This is a genomic window from Phyllobacterium sp. 22229, assembly GCF_052056495.1.
Taxonomy (GTDB): Bacteria; Pseudomonadota; Alphaproteobacteria; order Rhizobiales; family Rhizobiaceae; genus Phyllobacterium; species Phyllobacterium myrsinacearum.
This window is the reverse complement of record NZ_JBQEPA010000007.1, coordinates 1-22,802: the sequence shown is the minus strand read 5'-3', so window position 1 is coordinate 22,802 and position 22,802 is coordinate 1. Positions and strand designations below refer to the sequence as shown.

16 protein-coding genes are annotated in these 22,802 nt (G+C 60.1%); 14 read left to right on the top strand and 2 right to left on the bottom strand.

What is annotated here, in order from left to right:
- Positions 1-34: 34 nt before the first annotated feature.
- Together ACTJJ7_RS10105 and ACTJJ7_RS10100 are read right to left on the bottom strand one after the other, a co-directional pair.
- Positions 35-1,867 carry an ABC transporter ATP-binding protein gene (locus ACTJJ7_RS10105; RefSeq protein WP_440966883.1) on the bottom strand — a complete coding sequence of 611 codons (1,833 nt, stop codon included), beginning with the start codon at positions 1,865-1,867 and terminating at the stop codon, positions 35-37.
- Positions 1,868-1,882: 15 nt separating this feature from the next.
- On the bottom strand, positions 1,883-2,470 hold the full coding sequence (locus ACTJJ7_RS10100; RefSeq protein ID WP_440966881.1) for a winged helix DNA-binding protein: 588 nt from the start codon (positions 2,468-2,470) through the stop codon (positions 1,883-1,885).
- Positions 2,471-2,590: 120 nt separating this feature from the next.
- On the opposite strand from ACTJJ7_RS10100, the gene ACTJJ7_RS10095 reads away from it, so the two are divergent.
- From ACTJJ7_RS10095 to repB, 14 genes are all read left to right on the top strand, one after another.
- A complete protein-coding gene (locus ACTJJ7_RS10095) occupies positions 2,591-6,208 on the top strand; it encodes a hydantoinase B/oxoprolinase family protein (RefSeq protein WP_440966879.1) in 3,618 nt (1,205 codons plus the stop codon).
- 274 nt (positions 6,209-6,482) lie between these two features.
- Positions 6,483-7,322: an iron uptake transporter permease EfeU gene (efeU, locus tag ACTJJ7_RS10090; protein WP_105735060.1), complete on the top strand. Its 840-nt coding sequence runs from the start codon at positions 6,483-6,485 to the stop codon at positions 7,320-7,322.
- 9 nt (positions 7,323-7,331) lie between these two features.
- On the top strand, positions 7,332-8,522 hold the full coding sequence (gene efeO / locus ACTJJ7_RS10085; RefSeq protein WP_440966877.1) for an iron uptake system protein EfeO: 1,191 nt from the start codon (positions 7,332-7,334) through the stop codon (positions 8,520-8,522).
- A gap of 15 nt (positions 8,523-8,537) precedes the next feature.
- A complete protein-coding gene (efeB, locus tag ACTJJ7_RS10080; RefSeq protein WP_440966875.1) occupies positions 8,538-9,851 on the top strand; it encodes an iron uptake transporter deferrochelatase/peroxidase subunit in 1,314 nt (437 codons plus the stop codon).
- An 11-nt stretch (positions 9,852-9,862) separates the two neighbouring features.
- Positions 9,863-10,690, top strand: coding sequence for an iron uptake system protein EfeO (efeO, locus tag ACTJJ7_RS10075; RefSeq protein WP_440966873.1), 828 nt, complete (start codon positions 9,863-9,865; stop codon positions 10,688-10,690).
- Between the two features lie 206 nt (positions 10,691-10,896).
- Positions 10,897-11,469, top strand: coding sequence for a GbsR/MarR family transcriptional regulator (locus tag ACTJJ7_RS10070; protein ID WP_105735056.1), 573 nt, complete (start codon positions 10,897-10,899; stop codon positions 11,467-11,469).
- Positions 11,470-11,474: 5 nt separating this feature from the next.
- Positions 11,475-13,247, top strand: coding sequence for a thiol reductant ABC exporter subunit CydD (gene cydD / locus ACTJJ7_RS10065; protein WP_440966870.1), 1,773 nt, complete (start codon positions 11,475-11,477; stop codon positions 13,245-13,247).
- A complete protein-coding gene (locus tag ACTJJ7_RS10060; protein WP_440966868.1) occupies positions 13,244-14,935 on the top strand; it encodes an amino acid ABC transporter ATP-binding/permease protein in 1,692 nt (563 codons plus the stop codon). The genes cydD and ACTJJ7_RS10060 overlap by 4 nt, the downstream gene beginning before the upstream one ends.
- A gap of 80 nt (positions 14,936-15,015) precedes the next feature.
- The gene (locus tag ACTJJ7_RS10055; RefSeq protein ID WP_440966866.1) at positions 15,016-16,593 is read left to right on the top strand and encodes a cytochrome ubiquinol oxidase subunit I; all 1,578 of its coding nucleotides are present in this window, start codon (positions 15,016-15,018) and stop codon (positions 16,591-16,593) included.
- A 6-nt stretch (positions 16,594-16,599) separates the two neighbouring features.
- Complete coding sequence (gene cydB, locus ACTJJ7_RS10050; protein WP_440966864.1) at positions 16,600-17,754, top strand: cytochrome d ubiquinol oxidase subunit II; 1,155 nt, start codon at positions 16,600-16,602, stop codon at positions 17,752-17,754.
- A 20-nt stretch (positions 17,755-17,774) separates the two neighbouring features.
- Positions 17,775-17,894, top strand: coding sequence for a cytochrome bd-I oxidase subunit CydX (cydX, locus tag ACTJJ7_RS10045; RefSeq protein ID WP_105735051.1), 120 nt, complete (start codon positions 17,775-17,777; stop codon positions 17,892-17,894).
- 319 nt (positions 17,895-18,213) lie between these two features.
- Positions 18,214-20,049 (top strand): GGDEF domain-containing protein, encoded by a 1,836-nt coding sequence (locus ACTJJ7_RS10040; protein WP_440966863.1) that lies wholly within the window; start codon positions 18,214-18,216, stop codon positions 20,047-20,049.
- Between the two features lie 359 nt (positions 20,050-20,408).
- Entirely contained in the window at positions 20,409-21,608 is a 1,200-nt protein-coding gene (gene repA / locus ACTJJ7_RS10035; protein ID WP_440966861.1) for a plasmid partitioning protein RepA, read from the top strand.
- 82 nt (positions 21,609-21,690) lie between these two features.
- A complete protein-coding gene (repB, locus tag ACTJJ7_RS10030) occupies positions 21,691-22,656 on the top strand; it encodes a plasmid partitioning protein RepB (RefSeq protein WP_440966860.1) in 966 nt (321 codons plus the stop codon).
- Positions 22,657-22,802: the final 146 nt, after the last annotated feature.

The window sequence follows — 22,802 nt, the reverse complement described above, 5'->3', positions numbered from 1 at the left end:
TGGTGTTCTCCTCATTATATATAGACGTTGTGGTTCAGGCGGCACTCGCCACAAAGTGGCCGGGTGCAATTTCGGTTCGCTTGAAAATGGCCGGTTCGTCGCCGACGCGGCGAATGGGGCTTGGTATTTCACCTTCCAGCATGGCGCGGTTGCGGGCACGTGCCGGATCAGCCACGGGGACTGCCGACAAAAGGCGCTGCGTATAGGGATGCGCCGGTGTTTCGAAAATCTGCTGGCGGGTACCGATCTCCACGACCTGGCCCAGATAGAGGACGGCGACCCGGTGACTCATCTTTTCAACGACGGCCATGTCATGGCTGATGAAGAGATAGGAGAGGCCCTGCTGTTCCTGCAATTCCATGAACAGGTTGAGGATTTGCGCCTGAATGGAAACATCGAGCGCCGACAGTGCCTCGTCGGCAATGATCAGTTTCGGATTGGACGCGAGCGCGCGGGCAATGCAGACGCGCTGGCGCTGGCCGCCCGAAAATTCGTGCGGATAGCGGCTGGCATGGGCGCTGGTCAGGCCGACCCGTTCCAGCAATTCATCGACCCGTTTCTGGATGGGCTTGCTGCCGTCGATCAATGCGTGTGTGCGGATGGGTTCGGCAATGGAGAAGCCGACGGTCTTGCGCGGATCGAGCGAGGCGAACGGGTCCTGGAAAATATACTGGATTTCCTGCCGCAGCTTTTGCCGTTCGGTGCCATTCATCGACGAAACGGGACGCCCGCCAAACAGAATGGTGCCTGATGTTTCCTTCTGCAGCTGCTGAATCGTCCGGCCGATGGTGGATTTCCCGGAACCGGACTCACCGACAAGCGCAAGGGTTTCGCCGGGATGGATGTCGAACGAGACCTTCTCAACCGCATGGACCCGGTGGGTAACGCCGCCGAAAATGCCCTTCTTGATATTGAAGCGCGTGACGAGGTCGCGGACGGAAAGCACCGGCGGCAGGCCGTAACGGGCCGTATCCTGAACATGCTCGCCGCCGACAAGGCGGGGTGTGTCACCGTCCATGACCGTCAGCGGCAGGCGCTTGGGAAAAGCCTCTCCGGTCATGCTGCCGAGTTTCGGTACGGCGGCGAGCAGGGTCTGGGTATAGGGATGCTGCGGGCGGGCAAAAATGTCGGCAACCGTGCCTTCTTCCACCTTCCGGCCTTTCCACATCACCACTACGTCGTCGGCCATTTCGGCGACAACGCCCATGTCGTGGGTGATGAAGATCACCGCCATGCCGAGTTCGGTCTGCAACTCGCGGATGATGGTCAGAATCTGCGCCTGAATGGTGACATCGAGGGCAGTTGTCGGCTCATCGGCGATCAGCAGTTTCGGACGGCAGGCAAGTGCCATGGCGATCATGACGCGCTGACGCATGCCGCCGGACAGCTGGTGCGGGTAACGGCCGAGCAGATCGGCAGCATCGGGCAGGCGCACCATATCGAGAAGCCTTTTGGCCTCGGCCAGCGCCGCCTGTTTGGACATGCCCTCGTGCAGGATCAGAACTTCGGCGATCTGGTCGCCGATGGTGAACACCGGATTGAGCGAGGTCATCGGCTCCTGGAAGATCATGGCGATCTCCTTGCCGCGAATGCCGCGCATGGTTTTCTGTGTGGCGGTGGTCAGGTCGATCCGTCCCTGGCGGCTTTCGAACAGCACCTGGCCGGTGGGGAACTGGCCGCCCATCATGTCGGCAAGCCGCATGACGGAAAGCGAGGTGACGGACTTGCCCGATCCGGATTCACCGACAATGGCGAGCGTGCGCCCGGCCCGCACCGAAAAGCTCAAATTCTCCACAACACGCGACGGACCAAAGGCAACGGAAAGATTGTCCACGGCCAGGAGCGGGGGAGAGGGTTCACCGGTCACGCAATAATCCTTGTATTAAAGTGTGGTGGCAGCGCGGGCTGCCTGATCATAGGCGCCGGAGAGAAAGCGTAGGACGGCAGCAATTTCAGACAGCGTATCCTCGGCTGGCCGGGCATTGGTCGTCGATGCCACAAACAGCCGCTCGCGGATCTGGGCGTAGCGCGTGCAGGCGTCGGCACCCTTATTGGTGATCTTGATGGTCTTTTCCTTGGCAGCCTTGCCGGTGGTGACGAGCCCGGCCGCTTCCAGCTTGCGGATGGCATAGGTGGCGACATGCGTGTCTTCGATATCGAGAACCAGGCAGATGTCGGCAAGTTTCTTTTCGCGGCCGCGATGCCGGACGGAGTGAAGAATGAGAATTTCCGTGGCCGAAAGCCCCGGCAATCCTGCGGCTGCCATGCAGCGCACCATCCAGCGGGAAAAGGCATGGGAGGAGAGGATCATGCCGTATTCGACTTCGGAAAGGCCGGGCGAACCGCCTTCGGCAAGATGGGCTGACGAGACAATGGGGCCAATGGAGGAGACGGGTTTGAGATGCTTCGGCAGTGCCGTTGCAAATTGTTCGAGATCCGCCGTGGTGTGGTCTTTCGGACCAGTCGTCATTCTGCTTGCCTCCGCCTTGACGAATTTATATCATCATTTTATCGACATATTGTCAATGACGCCATAGTCTATTAATTGAGCATGCTTACAAATGTGGCAGTCGATCAAGAGGAGTGCGGGATGAGCATCGGAAGCTGGGATTTCTGGGTCGACCGGGGCGGCACGTTTACCGATGTCATCGGGCGCGATCCGCACGGCACGCTGCATGCCCGCAAGGTACTGTCCGAGAATCTTGAGGCCTACAGGGACGCCGCCGTACAGGGCATCCGCCTGCATCTCGGGCTGAAGCCGGGCGAAGCCATTCCGGCCGGGCGCATCGGCGAAGTGCGCATGGGCACCACCGTTGCCACCAATGCCCTGCTGGAGCGCAAGGGCGAACGGCTTGCCCTTGTGACGACCAGGGGCTTTCGCGATGCCCTGCGCATTGGTTATCAGGAACGCAAGAACATCTTTGCCACCGAGATCATCAAGGCGGAGGCACTTTACGACCGGGTTGTCGAGGTCAATGAGCGGGTGCTCGCCGATGGCACGGTCGAAACCGCCTTTGACGAAGTGCAGGCGCGCGCAGCCCTGAAAGCGTTGAAGGATGAAGGCTATGACGCGCTCGCCATCGTGTTCATGCATGCCTACAAATTTCCGGCGCACGAAGCTGCCATGGCCGTGATCGCCCGGGAGATGGGTTTTACCCAGGTATCCGTCAGCCACGAGGTTTCGCCGCTGATCAAGCTGGTCGGGCGCGGCGATACCACTGTCATCGATGCCTATCTCTCGCCGGTCCTGCGCCGCTACGTGGCACAGGTGTCGGCGGAGCTGGATATTGCCCGCACCGGCGCGCGCGTCATGTTCATGATGTCCTCGGGCGGTCTGACCGCCGCTGACATGTTCCAGGGCAAGGATGCCATCCTGTCCGGCCCGGCCGGCGGCGTTGTCGGCCTGGCCCGGACCGGTGAAGAGGCGGGCTTTCCCAATGTCATCGGTTTCGACATGGGCGGCACATCCACGGACGTCGCGCATTTCGACGGCGAGTATGAGCGCGCTTTCGAGACGGAGGTGGCAGGGGTGCGGGTTCGCGCGCCGATGATGCTCATCCACACGGTGGCCGCTGGCGGCGGGTCCATCCTGCACTTCGATGCCGGGCGTTTTCGCGTCGGCCCGGATTCCGCCGGTGCCAATCCCGGTCCCGCCTGCTACCGCAATGGCGGCCCGCTGGCCGTGACCGACGCCAATGTCATGGTCGGCAAGCTGCTGCCCGAATTTTTCCCGCCGATCTTCGGCCCGGACCAGAACCAGCCGCTGGATGTCGATGCCGTGCGCTCGCGCTTTGCCGAATTGGCGGGCCGGATCGGCGATGGCCGTAGCCCCGAAGACGTGGCCGACGGCTTTATCCGCATTGCCGTTGCCAATATGGTCGAGGCGATCAAGAAAATCTCGGTGCAGCGCGGCTATGATGTGACGCGTTATGCACTCAGCTGCTTCGGCGGCGCGGGCGGCCAGCACGCCTGTCTGGTTGCCGATGCGCTGGGCATGAAGAGCATTCTCGTTCATCCGATGTCGGGCCTGCTGTCGGCCTATGGCATGGGGCTTGCCGATATCCGGGCGACCCGGCAGAAGGCGCTGGGTGTGCCGCTTGATCCCGCCGCCCCTGCCCCGCTTGCCGGTCTGGCTGCGGAGCTTCAGCGGGAATGTCTGTCCGAGCTCAATGCGCAGGGCATCGCCGACAGCGAGATCACCACCATTGCGCGCGCCCATATCCGCTATGCCGGTACGGATACCGTGCTGGCCGTCGAGGCGACTTTTCCGGCGCATGACGATATCGGCCGTTTGCGGCGCGAATTTGAAATCCTGCACAAGCGCCGTTTTGGATTTGTCGCCGAAAACAAGGCGCTGGTCATCGACGCGGTGGAAGTGGAAACAGTCGGAGGCGGTGCCGGTCAAGCCGAAACGGCTGTCGATGCGACTGCAAACGGCGAACCGGATGCGGTGCGGCACAACCGTTTTTACTCGCAAGGGTCCGCGCATGAGGCGGCCGTGGTGCTGCGCGATGCGATGCAGCCCGGCCAGCGCCTCACCGGCCCGGCCATCATCATCGAGCCGAACCAGACCATCGTTATCGAGGACGGCTGGCAGGCGGAACTGACGGCCAAGAACCATATCGTTCTCAAGCGCATCAAGGCGCTGCCGGACCGTTCGGCCATCGGGACCAAGGCCGATCCGGTGATGCTGGAGATTTTCAACAATCTCTTCATGTCGATCGCCGAGCAGATGGGCGTGACGCTGCAGAACACCGCCTATTCCGTCAACATCAAGGAGCGGCTGGATTTCTCCTGCGCCGTTTTCGATGCGGAAGGCAATCTTGTCGCCAATGCGCCGCATATGCCGGTGCATCTTGGCTCCATGGACGCGTCGGTTGCCGCCGCAATCCGGGAAAATCCGGTCATTCATCCCGGCGATGTCTTCCTCATCAATGCTCCCTATAATGGCGGTACGCACCTGCCGGACCTGACGGTCTGCACGCCGGTGTTCGACGATGCCGGTACGACGATCCGTTTCTGGGTGGCGAGCCGTGGCCATCATGCGGATATCGGCGGCATCGCGCCGGGCTCCATGTCGCCGCTGGCAACGAACATTGAAGAAGAAGGCGTCTACATCGACAATTTCAAGCTGCTCGATCGCGGCCGCTTCTGCGAGGATGAGCTGGCAGCCCTGCTGACCGGTGCCCGCTACCCCGTGCGCACGCTGTTGCAGAACGTCAATGACCTGAAGGCGCAGGTTGCCGCCAACGAAAAGGGCGTGGCGGAGCTGCGCAAGATGATCAGCCATTTCGGCGAGGATGTCGTCGAGGCCTATATGGGCCACGTGCAGGACAATGCCGCCGAGAGCGTGCGCCGCGTCCTCGACCAGCTGCAGGACGGCAGCTTCACCTATGAAATGGATCAGGGGTGCAGCATCGTCGTCAAAATCTCGGTCGACAAGGTTGCGCGCGAAGTAACGGTGGATTTCACCGGCACATCGGAACAGCGTTCCGACAATTTCAACGCGCCGCGTCCGGTGACACGCGCTGCAGTGCTCTATGTCTTCCGCACACTGGTGCAGAGCGACATTCCGATGAATGCCGGGTGTCTGCGCCCGATCCACATCATCGTCCCCGATGGCACGATGCTCTCGCCGGAATATCCGGCGGCGGTTGTTGCGGGCAATGTCGAGGTCAGCCAGGCCGTCACGAACTGCCTGTTCGGTGCGGTGGGCGCGCAGGCTGCCGCGCAGGGAACGATGAACAATCTGACCTTCGGCAATGACCAGTACCAGTATTACGAGACGATCTGCTCCGGCGCTCCGGCTGGCCCCGGATATAACGGTGCCGATGCCATCCACACCCACATGACCAACTCCCGGCTGACCGATCCGGAGATTCTGGAAACGCGTTTCCCAGTGGTTCTGGAAGATTTCCACATCCGCGCCGGTTCCGGCGGCAAGGGAAAATGGTCCGCTGGAAATGGCACGCAGCGGACAATCCGTGCACAGGAAAAGCTCGACTTCGCCATTCTTTCAGGTCATCGCCGTGTCGCGCCGTTCGGCCTGAAGTGCGGGGAGCCGGGGCAGACGGGCTCCAATGCCGTGCGCCGCAGCAATGGCGCTGTCGAGGCGCTGCAGGGCTGTGCGCACACCGTGCTGGAGGCGGGTGAAGCCTTCATCATCGTCACGCCAACGGGCGGCGGCTACGGCAAGCCCGAGGCATGAATTTTCCGGCAGGTGTGCCTTTCCTCTTGGTAAAACCTGCCTGAAGGCCTCATGTTCTGCAACCGGTGGTATTTGCAAGCGCTGCAAAGCGCGCATTTTCATGCCGCAAAATAGTGGACTAAACTACTCAACATACGGAAAAGATTACAGAAATTCGCCGTCTCACTTTCTTAGAATTCTTCTAATATATTGTTATTGCTTCGTTTTTCGTCCCGGTTTATGACTTGCCCAGCGCTGCGCAACATCGGGCTGGCGGCGCCGAGGATTGGTTTTAATGCTTGTTCCATTTTTGATTATGCTGCGCGAGGGCGTTGAGGCCGCGCTGATTGTCGGTATTGTTGCGAGTTATTTGAAGCAGACCGGCCGGGGCGCCTGGATGCCTGCCGTGTGGGTGGGCATTCTGCTTGCCGTTGCCCTGTCCCTGTTCGTGGGCGCGGGCCTGCAGATGGTCAGCGCGCAGTTTCCCCAGAAAGCCCAGGAATTTTTCGAAGCCCTTGTCGGGTTCATCGCGGTGATCGTGCTGTCATCCATGGTTTTCTGGATGCGCAAGGCTGCCCGCTCCATCAAATCGGAACTGCATACCTCCATCGACGACGCGCTCGGCCACACGTCCGGGCAAGGGGCAGCGCTGGTTGCCATGGTCTTCTTTGCGGTGGCTCGCGAGGGGCTTGAATCCGTCTTCTTCCTCCTGGCCATTTTTCAGCAGAGCGCGAACTCCGAGGCGCCGCTCGGCGCGCTTCTGGGCATTCTGGTCTCCATCGGTCTTGGCTACGGCATTTATGCCGGTGGTGTTCGTCTCAACCTGAAGCGGTTCTTCTACTGGACAGGCCTGTTCATCCTTGTGGTGGCCGCGGGCATCCTTGCCGGGTCGCTGCGGCATCTGCATGAAGCGGGCGTCTGGAACAGCCTGCAGACGGTGGTGTTCGATTTGAGCAATGTGCTGCCGGTCAGCAGCGCCTTCGGTACGCTGCTTTCAGGCATGTTCGGCTATCAGGATATGCCGACGCTGGGTGAAATCATCGCCTATGTCGCGTTCCTCGCCGTCAGCCTGTTCTTCTTTCTGCGGCCTGCGCAGCGTCAAGGCGCTGCCGCTGCATCCCGGCCAACCCACTGAAAGCATCCCATGGTCCACAATACGAACCCGTCCGCTCCCCGCCCGCCCTCACAAGCGCTGATGAAGCTTGCCGTCGTGGGTGCTGGCCTGCTTGTCGTTGCTGGCGGAGCCGCATTCTACTATGCCTCGACGAAGGTCAAGACCGGCGCCTCGGAGGGCGCAATTACGGTGACGATCAGTGAGGGAAAATGTGATCCGAATGCCCTGACCGTTCCGGCCGGGCGGACCACGTTCAATATCGTCAACAAGTCGGACCGGGCCCTTGAATGGGAAATTCTCGACGGCGTCATGGTGGTGGAGGAACGGGAGAATATTGTTCCGGGCTTTACCCAGACCCTGACCGCCAAGCTCAATCCGGGCACGTATCAAATCACCTGCGGACTTCTCAACAATCCGCGCGGAACGCTGACCGTAACACCGTCGGCGGAAGCCGATGCGGCGGCAGCGCGTCCGGCGCTGGTGGCGTTTGTTGGGCCGCTGGCCGAATACCAGGTCTTTCTTGCAACGCAGACAAGTGCGCTTGTGAAGGGCGTGCAGGCGCTTGACGAGGCCATCAAGGCCGGTGATATCGACAAGGCACGGGAACTCTACCAGAAGGCCCGCCAGCCCTACATGCAGATCGAGCCCATGGCAGACCGCTTTGCCGATCTGCACAATGCGATCGACCCCGTCGCCGACTATCTGGAAAAGCGCGAGGCGGACCCCGGCTTTACCGGTTTTCACCGTATCGAGTACGGGCTTTATTCGGTCAAGAGCCTCGACGGCCTTGCGCCCGTTTCGGCAAAACTGCTGGCCGACGTTTCGGCGCTCAAGGATCGGGTGCGGTCATTGCGCATCCCGCCTGACCAGATCGCCGCCAGCGCCGCCCGCCTGATCGGCACGATTGCAAGCACAAGGATCGCCGCAGGCGAAAATCACTATGCGCGAACCGACCTTGCCGATTTTGAAGCCAACCTTACCGGTGTTTCGCGCATGATCGCGCTGATGAAGCCCGTGGTTGCACAGGGCTCTCCCGCGGTTGTTGCGGATATCGAAGCGCGCTTCGCTGCGGTGGACGGCACGCTGAAATCACTGCGCGGCGCGGATGGTTTCCCGGCCTATGACAGCGTAAGCGCGGACAACAGGAAGGCGCTGGCCACACAGATGCAGGCCCTTGCCGATTCCATCGGCAAATTGAATGCCGCTGTCGGGCTGGAATAGGCTGGGGACGCAATCATGACAAAGGACAGAGACAATAAACCCTTCATGACCAGCCGCCGCGGCCTCCTGCTTGGAGCGGGTGCGGCAGGCAGTGCGCTCGCGGCTGGCATCACGGCATCTCAGGCTGCCAGCAGCCATGGCGAACAGGTGACGGACGCGCCCGTGAGCGACAAGATGCTGGAACAGCAGCCCTTCCACGGGCAATATCAGTCCGGCATCGTGACACCGCGCCCGGCCGCCGGCATGGTGGCATCGTTCCGGGTGCTGGCGAGCAAGCCGGAAGAGGTAGAACGGTTGTTCAGAAGCCTCACCGAGCGGATTGCGTTTCTGATGAAGGGCGGTACGCCCCCTGCCCTCGACGACAAGCTGCCGCCCGCGGACAGCGGCATCCTCGGCCCAGTGGTCCTGCCTGACAATCTGACAATCACCGTTTCGCTCGGTGCGTCGTTCTTCGAGCAGCGGGAGTGGCTTTCACCCCACAAACCCGCCCGCCTGTCGCGGATGAAGGCGTTCAAGAACGACGCGCTGGACCAGTCGCTGTGCCACGGCGACCTGTCGTTGCAGATATCGTCGAACACACCCGACACCAATATTCACGCCTTGCGCGATATCCTGAAAAACCTGCCGGATCTGATGGTCTTGCGCTGGAAGCAGGAAGGGTCGGTTCCCGTCCTGCCGCGCAGTCCCGACGGGACGCATCAGAGTGCGCGCAACTTTCTCGGTTTTCGTGACGGATCGGCCAATCCCGACGCTGGCGATGCCGATCTGATGCAGCGGATTGTCTGGGTTCAGGATGGTGGCGACGAACCGGCCTGGGCGCGCAATGGCAGCTATCAGGCGGTCCGGATCATCCGCAATTTCGTCGAGCGGTGGGATCGTACGCCGCTTGGCGAGCAGGAGCGCATCATCGGACGGCTCAAGCCCAGCGGTGCTCCCTTTGGCGGCCGTACCGAAACGGAAGTGCCCGATTATGCGAAAGACCCGGACGGAACCGTCACGCCGCTCGATGCGCATATCCGGCTGGCGAATGACCGCAGCAAGGCGGCCGACGCGCATCTCATCCTGCGCCGCCCGTTCAATTATTCCAACGGCGTGAGCAAATCCGGTCAGCTCGAACAGGGGCTGCTGTTCATTTGCTACCAGGCCGATCTGGAGAAGGGATTTATTGCCGTTCAGAACAAGCTGAATGGTGAGCCGCTGGAAGAATACATCAAGCCCATTGGCGGCGGTTTCTTCTTTACCCTGCCGGGTGTCACCGGCGCTGACGATTTTCTCGGCCGACCCCTCTTGGAAGCAGCCGGCCATACGCCAACAAACACCAAATCCTGAAGGAGCTACCCATGAAATTCAGAGCCTATCTTGCCGCAAGTATCGTCGCGATCATCGCGGCTGCGGCGCCGCGCGCCGCCAATGCGGAGGTCTCGCCTCTCGATCTCGTCGGGCCCATTGCCGAGTACAAGATTTTCATCGGTGAAAACCTGGAGAAGCTGGTCGGCGAGACCAAGGCCTTTACCGATGCCGTCAAGGCCGGCGATCTGGAAAAAGCCAAGAAGCTCTACGCCCCGACCCGCATGAACTACGAAATCGTCGAGCCGGTGGCCGAACTTTTCAGCGATCTCGATGGTTCCATCGATTCGCGTGCCGATGACCACGAGCAGAAGGAAAAGGATCCCGGCTTCACCGGTTTCCATCGTCTTGAATATGGCCTGTTCAGCCAGAACAGTACGGAAGGTCTGGCGGAGTTTGCCGACAAGCTTCAGGCCGATGTCGTTGAACTGCACAAGCGCATCACCGATCTGACCTTCCCGCCCGAGAAGGTCTTTGGCGGCGCTGCCGCCTTGATGGAAGAAGTTGCGGCGACCAAGATTTCCGGTGAAGAAGACCGCTACAGCCACACGGACCTGTGGGATTTCAAGGCAAACTTTGACGGTTCGCGCAAGATTTTCGAGCTGGCACGTCCGCTGATCGAAAAGAGTGACGGCGCATTCGTCACCAAGGTCGCGGGCAATTTCGATACGGTCGACAAAACCCTGTCGAAATACAAGACCGCGGAAGGCTACGAACTCTATGACAAGCTGACCGACGATGACCGCTCGGTGCTTGCCGCTGCCGTGAACACGCTGGCTGAAGACCTTTCGACCCTGCGCGGCAAGCTCGGACTGAACTGACCGCGTCACGGTGTTCAGATGGAAATAGGAAAACCCGGCCGGCAACGGCCGGGTTTTTTGTTGGCCAAGCCATTGAACGGACAGCGCATTCTTTCCGTCATCGTTGCAATGCCAGGTTGATGCCCGCGGTCACTTGCATCTCATTGATTTATCGAATATCGTAATTTCAGTAATTACTGAAATAACTGTTGTGTCGGGAATCTCTGATGAATCTTCCTCCTCTCGTTCAGTCATTCGTGTTGCATTTCGGCGAAATGGGCAGCCGGTGGGGCATCAATCGCACCGTGGGACAGATCTATGCCCTGCTCTATGTCACGCCCGAACCGCTGAATGCCGATCAGATTGTCGAATCGCTGGGCATTTCCAGATCCAATGTGTCGATGAGCCTGCGCGAGCTGCAGGCGTGGAATCTTGTCCTGCTGAAACACCTGCCGGATGACCGGCGGGATTTCTTCACAACCCCGGACGATGTCTGGCAGATCTTGCGCACGCTTGCGGAGGAGCGAAAGAAGCGCGAGGTCGATCCGACACTCTCCGTCTTGCGCGAAATACTCATGCAGCAGCCGGCGAGCGATGCCGAGCGGCATGCCCAGGAACGCATGGCGGAAATGCATGGGCTTATCGAGCGCCTCACAACTTGGTACGATGATGTGAAGAAGCTCGAAACTGACCGCCTTGCAACTCTGTTGACGCTTGGCGCCAAGGTAACGCGATTGCTCGAGGCGAAAGACAAGATCGTCTCGCTCGGCCGCTCCAAACGCAGTCCGGACAAGGCATAGATGTCATGTCAGTCGATGCACTCAGTTCCCCGGTAGCTTTGCGGGCAGGTGATCCGGCCGCAAACGGTCAGGCGCGCGCAAAAACCGCGGAGCCGGATAAGGCGGGGGTGGAAACGTCCAGCCATTTGCCCGGGCAGAGACCGGCAGCCCTTGTGCAGGCTGTTGCCGCGCTCCTATGGCTGCCGCAGGCGGCCCTGCTCAGCATCGCTGTCGGCCGGATCGCCGCGGGCAACGGTTTGTCCGGCATCCTCTGGCTTGCGTCCGGCGTTCTTATAATCGGTATACTGCGCGCATTCATCGATGCTGCGGGCAACCGGCTTGCTTTCCACGGTGCACGCGCCACGCTTGCCAGGCTGCGCCGGGACGGCGTTCTTGCCCTTGCCCGTCGCTCGCCACTTGATCCCGGCCGCATTGCCTCCGGGGAAGCGGCAAGCATCCTGGCCGAGCAGGCGGAAGCCGTGGTGCCTTACCTCGCGCGGTTCCGTCCGGCCCGGTTCAAGGCAACGGTGGTGCCGGTTGCCATTCTTCTGTGCGTGCTTAGCCTGTCCTGGGCTGTTGCCATCGTTCTGCTCGTTGCCGCGCCGCTCATTCCTGTGTTCATGGCGCTGATCGGCTGGCGCGCCAAGGCGGCGAGCGAGGCGCAATTGGTCGAAGTCGGGGGAATGAACGCGTTTCTGCTCGACCGGCTGCGCGGACTGGCGACAATTCGCGCGCTGGATGCGGTGGATGTGACGGCAAAGCGCCTGAGGGCCGATGCGGAGTCGTTGCGGTCGCGTACGATGGCCGTCCTGCGCATCGCCTTTCTGTCCTCTGCGGTCCTTGAGCTCTTTGCCGCGCTTGGCGTTGCCATGGTGGCGGTTTATGTCGGGTTTCATCTTCTCGGGCAACTCGACTTTGGAACCTGGCGCGGCAGGCTGTCCTTGAGTGAAGGGCTGTTCATCCTGCTGTTAGCCCCGGCATTCTTTGAGCCGTTGCGCGAGCTTTCAGCGGTTTGGCATGACCGTGCGGCAGGCGAAGCATCGCTGGAAGCGCTGCGCAAACTCGCCGTCAAGGGCGTGGACCTGCCGCGTGATGGCGACAAGCCCGATGATGACCGGGCTGCATTCCCCGCGCAGTTCGGAACGCCCTCCGTTCATATCCGTTATGTCACGTTCCGTTATGCCGGGGACCGGCGGCCGGTTTTCGAACAGTTCAGTCTTGATATCGCTCCAGGTGAAAGCGTGGCCCTGCTTGGGCCGAGCGGGTCGGGAAAATCGACCTTGCTGGCCCTGATTGCCGGTCTGGCGCCGCTGGACGGCGGCGACATAATGGTTGCCGGCAAATCCATGGCAACAGGCGCTGCGGCACAGCGCCGGTGCATCGCCTGGGTCGGCCAGAAGCCGCATATCTTTGCCGGGACTGTCGGTGCGAATGTTTCCCTGGGCCGGCCGGAAGTCGATGCGGATGCGGTGGCGTCGGCGCTGCACAATGCGGCCCTGGACACGGTTGCCAATGCCCGTGGAAAGTCATCCATCGGCGAAGGCGGCTCGGGTCTTTCCGGTGGCGAGGCGCTGCGTCTCGCCCTGGCGCGTGCGGCCGCAAACGCGCATGCGCAATTGATTCTCGCGGACGAGCCGACCGCACATCTCGATGATGAGACGGCAAATGATATTGCCAGCAGATTGTTTGCGCTGGCGCAAGGCAGGACATTGGTCATCGCAACGCATGATCCGGCTCTTGCCGCACGGGCAGACCGCATCGTCGATCTTCGGACCGTTTTCACGGGGAGTGATGCGTGATGTCATTCTGGCGCGATTTCCGGCCCGTGTTGCGGCTCTTCCTGGCGGAGCGGCGGTTCATGCTGCTGGCCGGTGCGGTTTTGGCGGCGGCGACGGTGCTTGCGGGCATTGCCCTGCTTGGCCTGTCGGGCTGGTTCATCACCGCCACGGCCATTGCCGGATTGTCGTCGGCAACAGCTTTTGCGTTCGATGTCTTTGCCCCATCGGCGGGTATCCGTTTTCTGGCGCTTGCCCGTACCGCTGCGCGCTATGGCGAGCGGTTGACGACCCATGACGCCACGCTCGGTGTTCTCGCCGGTCTGCGCGAGACCTTGTTTCGCGGATGGGCCAGACCCGAGGCTGCCCATCTGCTGCTTCGCCGGCCGTCAAAGCTGCTGTTCCGGCTGACGGCCGACATTGACGCCCTGGATTCGCTCTATTTGCGGATCGTGGTGCCGGGCGCCGTGGCGCTGTGCTCCGCGGTGGCCGTGAGCGTGGTCTTCGGGCTGATGCATCCGCTGTTTGGCCTGGGCGTTGCCGCCTGGCTTCTGGCAACAGGGCTGGCGATACCGTTTCTGGCCGGGCGCTTTTCGCTGGATGCGGCGCGCCGCCGGGCCCATGCGATGGAAGCGCTGCGCTCGCGTGTGATCGATCTTGTCGCGGGGCAGACGGATCTCATCATGGCCAGCCGGGTGGCGGCGCAGTGTGCTGCGGTCCAATCCGCCGATGATCGTCTGATGAATGCGGATGACAGGCTCAACCGTGTCGAAATGGCCGTGACTGCAGGTTTCGGCATCGCCTCTGCCGTGCTTCTCACGGGTACGCTGCTGGCCGTTGCCATTCTCGCACAGGCCGGCCTGATCGGCGCGCCAGTTGCGGCCCTGGCCATTCTCATGGCGCTGGCAGCGCTTGAACCCTTTGCGGGGCTGCGGCGCGGTGCGCTGGAACTGGGCCGCACCATTCTTGCGGCGCGGCGTATCGGCGGCAATCTTGCCGCTGTGCCCTCCCCCGCCCTGCCCTCCCCTCCTCCGGCAGGTGTGGCGGCAAGGCTTGAAAAGGTCAGCGCCGTTCACCGGGGCGCGGCGGTTCCCGCCCTCACGGACATCTCGCTGTCATTGGCAACGGGCGAGCGTGTTGCGCTGGTTGGCGCCAGCGGTGCGGGCAAATCGACATTGCTGGCGCTGATTGCCGGTGAATTGCAGCCCGTGAACGGCTGTGCCGTCTATGTTCCTTCAGCACGCCTGACGCAGCGGACGGAACTCTTTCAGGATAGTCTGCGCGAGAATCTCAGGCTTGCCGACCCCGCCGCCGGGGACGACCGCCTTTGGCAGGTGCTTGTGATAGCCGGGCTGGCAAGCCATGTGGAAAAATTACCGGCCGGGCTCGATACAAGGCTTGGCGAAGGCGGATTGGGGCTTTCGGGCGGACAGTTGCGCCGTCTTGCATTGGCCCGGCTGCTTCTGCGCAACGCGACGCTCTGGCTGTTGGATGAACCGACCGAGGGACTGGACGGCGAGACGGCCCGGGATGTCCTGCAGCGGCTAACGCAGGAGGTGGCCGGCCACGCCGTCCTCATCGCCACGCATATTCGGCGGGAAGCTGAAATGGCTGACCGCCTCCTCATCATGAAACAGGGGCAGATCGTTGCCTCTTTACACCGCGGCGAACCGGAATTCGACGCCGCACTTGCAGCACTGCGGCCGGACTGAGGACGCAGTCTCAATCACTCGGCGCTCGCTCTTTGCGGCGCTGATCAACAGGGGGTCGGGTGTAAGCCCGGCATGAGCAGATGGAACTCGACATCGTAGCGCTTTCGCGCCTGCAATTTGCGATAACCGCGCTTTATCACTTTCTCTTCGTACCATTGACGCTTGGCCTCTCCGTATTGCTTGCAATCATGGAGACCGTCTACGTCATGACCGGCCGCGTCGTGTGGCGCCAGATGACCAAGTTCTGGGGCACATTGTTCGGTATCAACTTTGCGCTCGGCGTCGCCACCGGCATTGTCATGGAATTCCAGTTCGGCATGAACTGGAGTTATTACAGCCAGTATGTCGGCGATATCTTTGGGGCGCCGCTGGCCATTGAAGGCCTCATGGCGTTCTTTCTGGAAGCGACCTTTGTCGGGTTGTTCTTCTTCGGCTGGGACAAGCTGTCCAAAGTCGGGCACCTCACGGCAACCTGGCTGGTTGCAATCGGCTCCAACTTCTCCGCCTTGTGGATATTGATCGCCAATGGCTGGATGCAAAATCCGGTGGGGTCAGCCTTCAATCCCCATACGATGCGCATGGAAGTTACGGATTTCTTTGCAGTTTTGTTCAACCCGGTCGCGCAGGCGAAATTCGTTCACACGGTTTCCGCCGGTTACGTAACGGCCTCCATCTTTGTTCTGGGCGTTTCCGCCTGGTATATCCTGAAGGGGCGCCACACGGCGCTGGCCAAGCGGTCGATGACGGTGGCGGCATCCTTCGGACTGGCCGCAGCGCTTTCTGTCGTCGTGCTTGGCGATGAAAGCGGTTATCTCTCCACGGAACACCAGAAAATGAAACTCGCCTCGATTGAGGCCATGTGGGAGACCGAGCCCGCTCCTGCCGCCTTCACGGCGTTCGGGTTTCCCGACCAGCAGAGCCGCGAAACCCATTATGCGGTTCGTATTCCCTGGGTGATGGGGCTCATCGGCACGCGGTCGCTGACCACGGAAATTCCCGGAATTGAAGATCTGGTCAAACATGCGGAGGTGCGGATCAAACAGGGGATCGTCGCCTATGACGCGCTGCAACAGATTCGTGCGGCCGGCAGCACCAGTGCGATCGCACCGGAGACACAGGCCAAGTTTGAAAACAACGGCGCCGATCTCGGTTATGCCCTGCTTCTCAAGCGTTATGTCGATGACCCGCGCCAGGCAACCGACGCCCAGATTGAAAAGGCCGCGCTGGATACGGTCCCGCACGTTCCGACACTTTTCTGGTCATTCCGCATCATGGTCGGTCTCGGCATGTTCTTCATCCTGTTGACCGGGACGTTCTTCGTGCTGTCGGTCCGGCGGCAACTCGATACATATCCGTGGCTGTTGCGCATTGCAGTCCTGGCGATCCCCCTCCCCTGGATCGCAGCGGAGATGGGATGGATTGTCGCCGAATTCGGCCGCCAGCCCTGGATCATCGAAGGCGTCCTGCCAACGGCGGCCGCCGTTTCCAATCTGGGCGCGACGTCGCTTCTGATCACGATTGCCGGGTTCGTGACGATCTACACAATCCTGTTCGTGATTGAGATGGGCCTGATGCTTCGTGCCATTCGCAAGGGGCCGGAACTGGATAATGAGCCAGAAGCCGTCCTGATTTCCCCCCATATCGTACCTGCGGAGTAAACAATCATGATCCTGCATCAATTTCTCGACTATGATACTTTAAGGCTGATCTGGTGGGTGCTGCTTGGCGTGTTGCTGATCGGGTTTGCCGTTACCGACGGCTTTGATCTTGGCATCGGCACGTTGTTGCCCTTTGTGGCCCGTACCGACATGGAGCGCCGTATCGCCATCAATACGATCGGTCCGATCTGGGAAGGCAACCAGGTCTGGCTGATTGTCGGCGGTGGTGCGATATTTGCCGCCTGGCCGCCGCTTTACGCGGTCTCCTTCTCCGGTTTCTATCTCGCCATGTTCGTTATCCTGGCGGCACTGATCATCCGGCCTGTCGCGTTCAAATACCGGTCGAAGCGTGAGAGCGCCGCCTGGCGGGCTGCCTGGGACTGGGCCCTGTTTGTCGGTGGCTTCGTGCCGTCACTCATCTTCGGCGTGGCGCTGGGCAATGTGCTGCAGGGTGTTCCCTTCCGTTTTGACGGGGATCTGCGCGTGTTCTACGAAGGGTCCTTCTTCGGGCTGCTCAATCCGTTCGCGCTCCTCTGCGGGCTTCTTTCGGTCGCCATGCTGGTCATGCACGGCAGTGCGTGGCTGCAATTGAAGACGACGGGGATCATCGCCGAGCGAGCCCGCAGGTTTGGCGGGATCGCGGCGCCGGTCACCGTGCTTCTGTTTGCCGTTGCGGGACTTATCCTTTGGACCGGTATGAACGGGTATCGCATTTCCAGCGTCATCGATCCGACCGGACCATCCAATCCGCTGCTGAAAACCGTCATATCGGACAAGAACGCCTGGTTCGCCAATTTCAGCACACATGCGTGGATGCTGGCTGCCCCCCTCCTCGGCTTCCTGGGCGCTCTCGTTGCCATGCTGGGTTTCCGTCTCAAGCGGGAAATCACCACCATCCTGGCAAGCGCGTTGTCGATTTTCGGCATTATTTCGACGGTGGGCCTGTCGATGTTTCCCTTCATCCTGCCGTCGTCGCTTGATCCGCGATCGAGCCTGACGGTCTGGGATGCGTCGTCAAGCCACCTCACCCTGTTCATCATGCTGGTGGTGACGGTTATTTTCGTGCCGCTGATCGTCCTTTACACAAGCTGGGTCTATCACGTGCTGTGGGGGAAAGTGGACGACAAGACGATCAGCAACAAGAGCGGTCACGCTTACTAGGACGAAGAAGGAGTAAAAGAATGTGGTATTTTGCCTGGCTGCTCGGATTGCCGTTTGCTGCTGCTTTTGCCGTTCTCAATGCCATGTGGTACGAGCTGGTCGAGGACGATGCCAGCCGCAAGGCGGGCGGCAAGAAATAGCAACGGATATCCGTTAGGACTTGATTGGCCGGATGGTTTTATCGCCGGAGCGCCGGGCGGCAAATGTATCTCATTTGCCGCCCGGTATTTTTTTGTAGGTTCATTGCTTTTCTTATGGATTGATACAACTCAAAGGTGCGCGCCCTACTTCAACCTATGCGTGTACTTGCCTATTGATATCTTCCTTCAAAACGGCCATACGATTGAGCGACAAGGCCATGCGTTTGTCAGAAAACGCGGACTTCAGAAGGGACGAAGGACAGTCTTGCAGGTGGCGCTTCAGCCACTGGCGGGAGCTATTGCGATAGGATAATATTGATTGACTTCTTTTCGTCCGGCCCGTTTTGGGAGACGTCCCGTACCCACCGTGTTCAACCCTGCCGAACCGCCCCGGAATCCGCCGCAAGACCTTGCGGGCGCCAGCCTGTATCGGAAGCTTTGGACCGGGATCGGCATGGCGGCGGCATGCACCGCTATCCTTGCGGCGAGTGTCATATTGCCATCCTATGGGGATTATCGGCTTGCGCGGCTTAATCTTGATCGGGTGGAACGCTTTCGTCTAGTCCTGGATGCGGCCAATCGCCTGTCAGCGGAACGCGGCCCATCGAACACGATCATGGGAAGCCCGGGTGCGCCGGCAGGCGACGTCGTCCAGCGACTGGCCCAGTTTCGTGCGGCAAGTGATGCCGCTCTGGCCGCCGTTGCAACCCCGCAGACCCGTGATCCCGAAGCCGTGGCTCACCCCACGCCCCTCCGCTTGATCGAGCAGACAGGCATTGAGCTCAAACGCGCCAGGATGGATGTCGACCGGGTCGCTGCGATCCCATTTGATCAGCGCACCACCGGCGATGTCCAGCAGGCCATTGAAAGCATGTTTGCCGTTGTCGACAATTTCCAGGCAATCGTGGCGTGGAATGTCAACGAGCTTGTCGGGTCTGATGATGCGATTGCCGCCTCGGTGATGACGGGCCACATGTTGAGCGATCTGAGGGAATATGGCGGACGCATCGCGTCGCAGATCATGGCCCCGATCGCCACCCATCAACCACTGGAACGCAAGCACCTGATTGACAGCAGCCGGACGCGCGGGCGGCTCAACGAGCTCTGGCGCCTGATTGGCGGGCAAGACGCCCTCTTCCGCAGCGATGCCCGCCTTGCCGGCAAGCGCGAGGAAATCGAGCGCGTGTTTTTCGGCGATGGCCTCGGCATGGTCGACGCCCTGGTTGGGGAAGGCCGGGTCTCCGGGCAATATTCCATGACGGCGGAGCAGTTCACTGACCGCTTTGTCAAAACGCTTCAACCGCTCGAGAGCCTGCGCAGCGAGTTCCTGAACGTCAAGATCGATGAACTCATGCACGCGCGCGACCATGCCTTGAGCACCTTGATCCTGGTTATCGCCATAACGTCGGCGATACTGGCCATTCTTGCGAGCCTGGTTCACATGGTGCACCGGTCCGTTCTGTCGCCGCTCCTGCAGGCGCGGGAGGAGGTCATCGGCCTTGCGCATGACGTACCGGTCAAGCTTGGCGACAGGCAATATTACGCGGGGGAAATGCGCCGTCTTTTTGATGCGATCCAGGTTTTGCGCGGCAAGCTGCACGAGCGGGCTGTTTTGACCGACAAACTGAAAGAACAGGCGGAAACTGACGGCTTGACCGGCCTCTTCAACAGACGCACGCTCGATCTGATCGGGCAGAGCGCGGCAAAGGAGAACGAGCAGCCGGAGACGGCCTGCCTCATTCTCCTGGACATCGATTATTTCAAGCTTGTCAACGACACTTATGGTCATCAGGCCGGAGACCATGTGCTCAGGGATGTGTCGGCCCTGTTGCGGTCGATGGTCCGCTCGGCGGATGTCATCGCCCGGTTCGGCGGCGAGGAGTTTGCCATTCTCTCGACAGGCGACCAGCTTGCGGATGTGGTCATGCGTGCCCGCCGGATCCGGCTCGCCTTGCAGCGGCACGAGATTCAGCTGTCCGACGGTGTTTGCCTGAATATGACCGCAAGTTTTGGCGTCGCCAGAGGCGCCTTGGGCTCTGCCGGATGGCCGAAACTTATCAAGGCCGCGGATGTGGCGCTCTACCGTGCCAAATCGGAAGGCAGGAATCGCGTTCGATTCGCTGCCGATGATCAGACAGAGGCTGATGATGCGTGATTGCAGGCGTGATTGCTGATGAACCAGCGGATGAGTCTGCGGGTTTCCATGGTGAAACGGCGCCCGGCCGAAGGGCTGATTACCCCGATCACCTCGGTTATCGCTCTCAGGGAATGTTTACTGCAGTAAATTCTCGGTGTTTTTATAAGAAAAACAGCGGGTTACTTGCGTTCTGATGCTGGCTATCCCGGCGCTGCCGGATATGCAGCGGGATTCATGGCGCTGCATGTACTGCATGATAAAACTGTTGTTAAGTTTCTGTTAACCTAAAATTTCTTGATGGTTTGTTCGAATCGGAGCTTAATGGCGCTTCTCAGAAGATTTGCTTTGAAAAAGCGCTATTAGAGGTTTTGTCTCCGATGAATTTCGCTCTACCTCTGCCCAAGTTTGAGTTTGATGACAAGATCCTCGATCAGGGTGCAGAGATTTCACGCCGCTTGAATCAGCTTCGGATGGAAAAGTTTCCGCCGAATGCCAAGAAGACGTTGCGGCAGTTCTCCATGGCGGAAGTGGCGCACTATCTTGGCGTGACGCAGAATAATCTCAAGCGGCTGCATCTGGAAGGCAAGGGACCCGTCCCGGCGCAGGCGGCGTCCGGACGGCGTTCCTATACGGCGGAGCAGATGCTGGAGCTGCGCCATTATCTTGACCGCAACGGCCGGACCGAGGTTAAAAAATATGTGCCGCACCGCAAGCCCGGCGACAAGCTGCAGGTGATCGCGGTCGTCAACTTCAAGGGTGGTTCCGGCAAGACGACGACATCGGCGCATCTCGCGCAGTATCTGGCGCTGACGGGCCACCGGGTTCTGGCGGTCGATCTTGATCCGCAGGCTTCCCTCTCCGCCCTGCACGGCTTCCAGCCTGAACTGGACCGGAATCTGTCGCTGTATGAATCCATCCGTTATGACGATCAGCGCAAGCCGATTGCCGATGTGATCCTGCCGACCAATTTCCCTGGGCTCGACATCATTCCGGCCAATCTGGAACTGCAGGAATATGAGTACGATACCCCGCTGGCGATGCAAGACAAGGCTTCGCGCGAGGGCCGGCAGTTCTTTACCCGTATCGCCAGCGCGCTTGAGAGTGTCGATGACCGCTATGACGTGGTTGTCGTCGATTGCCCGCCGCAGCTCGGCTATCTCACGCTGACGGCAATGTCCGCTGCCACGGCGGTTTTGATCACCGTGCATCCGCAGATGCTGGATCTGATGTCCATGTCGCAGTTCCTGCTGATGCTGGGCGGTATCCTGAAGACCGTGAAGCAGGCCGGAGCGAAGGTGGAGCTTGATTGGTTCCGCTATCTGATTACCCGCTATGAACCGACGGATATTCCGCAGGCGCAGATGGTGGGCTTCATGCAATCCATGCTGGCTGAAGAGATATTGGCCAATGCCATGCTGAAATCCACGGCGGTGTCGGATGCCGGCCTGACCAAACAGACGCTTTATGAGGTGGAGAAGAACAGTTTCACGCGCTCAACCTATGAGCGGGCGATCGAGTCGCTTGACGCTGTTAATGCCGAGATCGCTTCGCTGGTGCATCGTGCATGGGGCCGGTGACATGAACGCACGATTTACTGCCGTAAAAACATTGGTTTTCTCAAGAGAAATCAACCGCATGACTGGGAATGGACGCAATTAGATGGCCAGGAAGGATATTTTCAGCAGCGTGATGAACGCAGCGCCAGCACAGACGGAGCATAATGACGCGCTGTCCTATGTGGTGACAGGCGCATCGCGCTCCATCAAGAGCTCGTTCGAAGAGCTGGCCAAGGGCAGTGTGGTTGAACTTGATCCGGAACTGATCGACGGGTCGTTTGTCTCCGATCGCATCGATGACGACGATCAGGCCTTTCAGGAACTGCTGGCCGCCATTGCGCAGAGGGGACAGGATTCGCCGGTTCTCGTTCGCCCGCATCCCTCGATATCCGGCCGTTATCAGATCGTCTTCGGTCATCGCCGGGTTAGGGCCGCACGGCATCTCGGCAAGTTTGTACGCGCCGTGGTCAAGCCGATGGCGGATCAGGATCACGTCATTGCGCAGGGGCAGGAAAACGCGGCGCGGCAAAACCTCTCCTTTATCGAGCGGACACTGTTTGCAAAGCGGCTTGGCGATCTTGGCTATGACCACGCCGTGGTCAAATCGGCGCTGGCGCTCGATCCGACCACCTTCTCCAAGATGCAGTCGGTTTCATCTAACATTCCAGAGACTATCGTTCTTGCCATTGGTTCGGCCAAGGCAACGGGGCGGGATCGCTGGTGGCAGCTTTCCAAATTTCTGGAACAGCCGGGCAATCAGGCGAGGGCGGCCGAGTTCATTCGCTCTGCGGATTTTGCTGTTGAGAACAGCGATGACCGGTTTGCGCGCCTGTTCGATTGCCTGAGCAATACAAAGCGGCCGGTGCCGAAAGCGGGCGCTTCAAGGACAAAGACCTGGGCGGCCAAGGATAAATCGCTCAACGCAGAGATCAAAGATACGGGAAAGAGCTTTACACTGGCATTGAAGGCCAAAAATGCTTCTCGTTTCGGTGCATATATTGCCGATAACCTTGACGAACTCTATCGAGCCTTCAGGGAATCGGAAACAGTAGGAAAAACAGGAGATTAACCGCACAAGAAAAAAGCCCACCTAAACATCTCTGTCTTGGAAGGCTTCTCTCATATCTCTAGCAGGATCGAGAATCGCATTTCCGGGAATCAGTGTCAAGCAGAATTGGCGTCGTTTGGGCGGATGGATTTCTTTTGCCTATTGAA

Excerpts from the sequence above, each read along its gene's own strand:
- ACTJJ7_RS10070 (WP_105735056.1), top strand. The coding sequence starts at position 10,897 with ATGAATCTTCCTCCTCTCGTTCAGTCATTCGTGTTGCATTTCGGCGAA.
- efeU (WP_105735060.1), top strand. The coding sequence starts at position 6,483 with ATGCTTGTTCCATTTTTGATTATGCTGCGCGAGGGCGTTGAGGCCGCG.
- cydX (WP_105735051.1), top strand. The coding sequence starts at position 17,775 with ATGTGGTATTTTGCCTGGCTGCTCGGATTGCCGTTTGCTGCTGCTTTT.
- efeO (WP_440966873.1), top strand. The coding sequence starts at position 9,863 with ATGAAATTCAGAGCCTATCTTGCCGCAAGTATCGTCGCGATCATCGCG.
- efeB (WP_440966875.1), top strand. The coding sequence starts at position 8,538 with ATGACAAAGGACAGAGACAATAAACCCTTCATGACCAGCCGCCGCGGC.
- ACTJJ7_RS10100 (WP_440966881.1), bottom strand. The coding sequence starts at position 2,470 with ATGACGACTGGTCCGAAAGACCACACCACGGCGGATCTCGAACAATTT.
- cydB (WP_440966864.1), top strand. The coding sequence starts at position 16,600 with ATGATCCTGCATCAATTTCTCGACTATGATACTTTAAGGCTGATCTGG.
- ACTJJ7_RS10055 (WP_440966866.1), top strand. The coding sequence starts at position 15,016 with ATGGAACTCGACATCGTAGCGCTTTCGCGCCTGCAATTTGCGATAACC.
- repB (WP_440966860.1), top strand. The coding sequence starts at position 21,691 with ATGGCCAGGAAGGATATTTTCAGCAGCGTGATGAACGCAGCGCCAGCA.
- cydD (WP_440966870.1), top strand. The coding sequence starts at position 11,475 with ATGTCAGTCGATGCACTCAGTTCCCCGGTAGCTTTGCGGGCAGGTGAT.
- repA (WP_440966861.1), top strand. The coding sequence starts at position 20,409 with ATGAATTTCGCTCTACCTCTGCCCAAGTTTGAGTTTGATGACAAGATC.
- ACTJJ7_RS10095 (WP_440966879.1), top strand. The coding sequence starts at position 2,591 with ATGAGCATCGGAAGCTGGGATTTCTGGGTCGACCGGGGCGGCACGTTT.
- efeO (WP_440966877.1), top strand. The coding sequence starts at position 7,332 with ATGGTCCACAATACGAACCCGTCCGCTCCCCGCCCGCCCTCACAAGCG.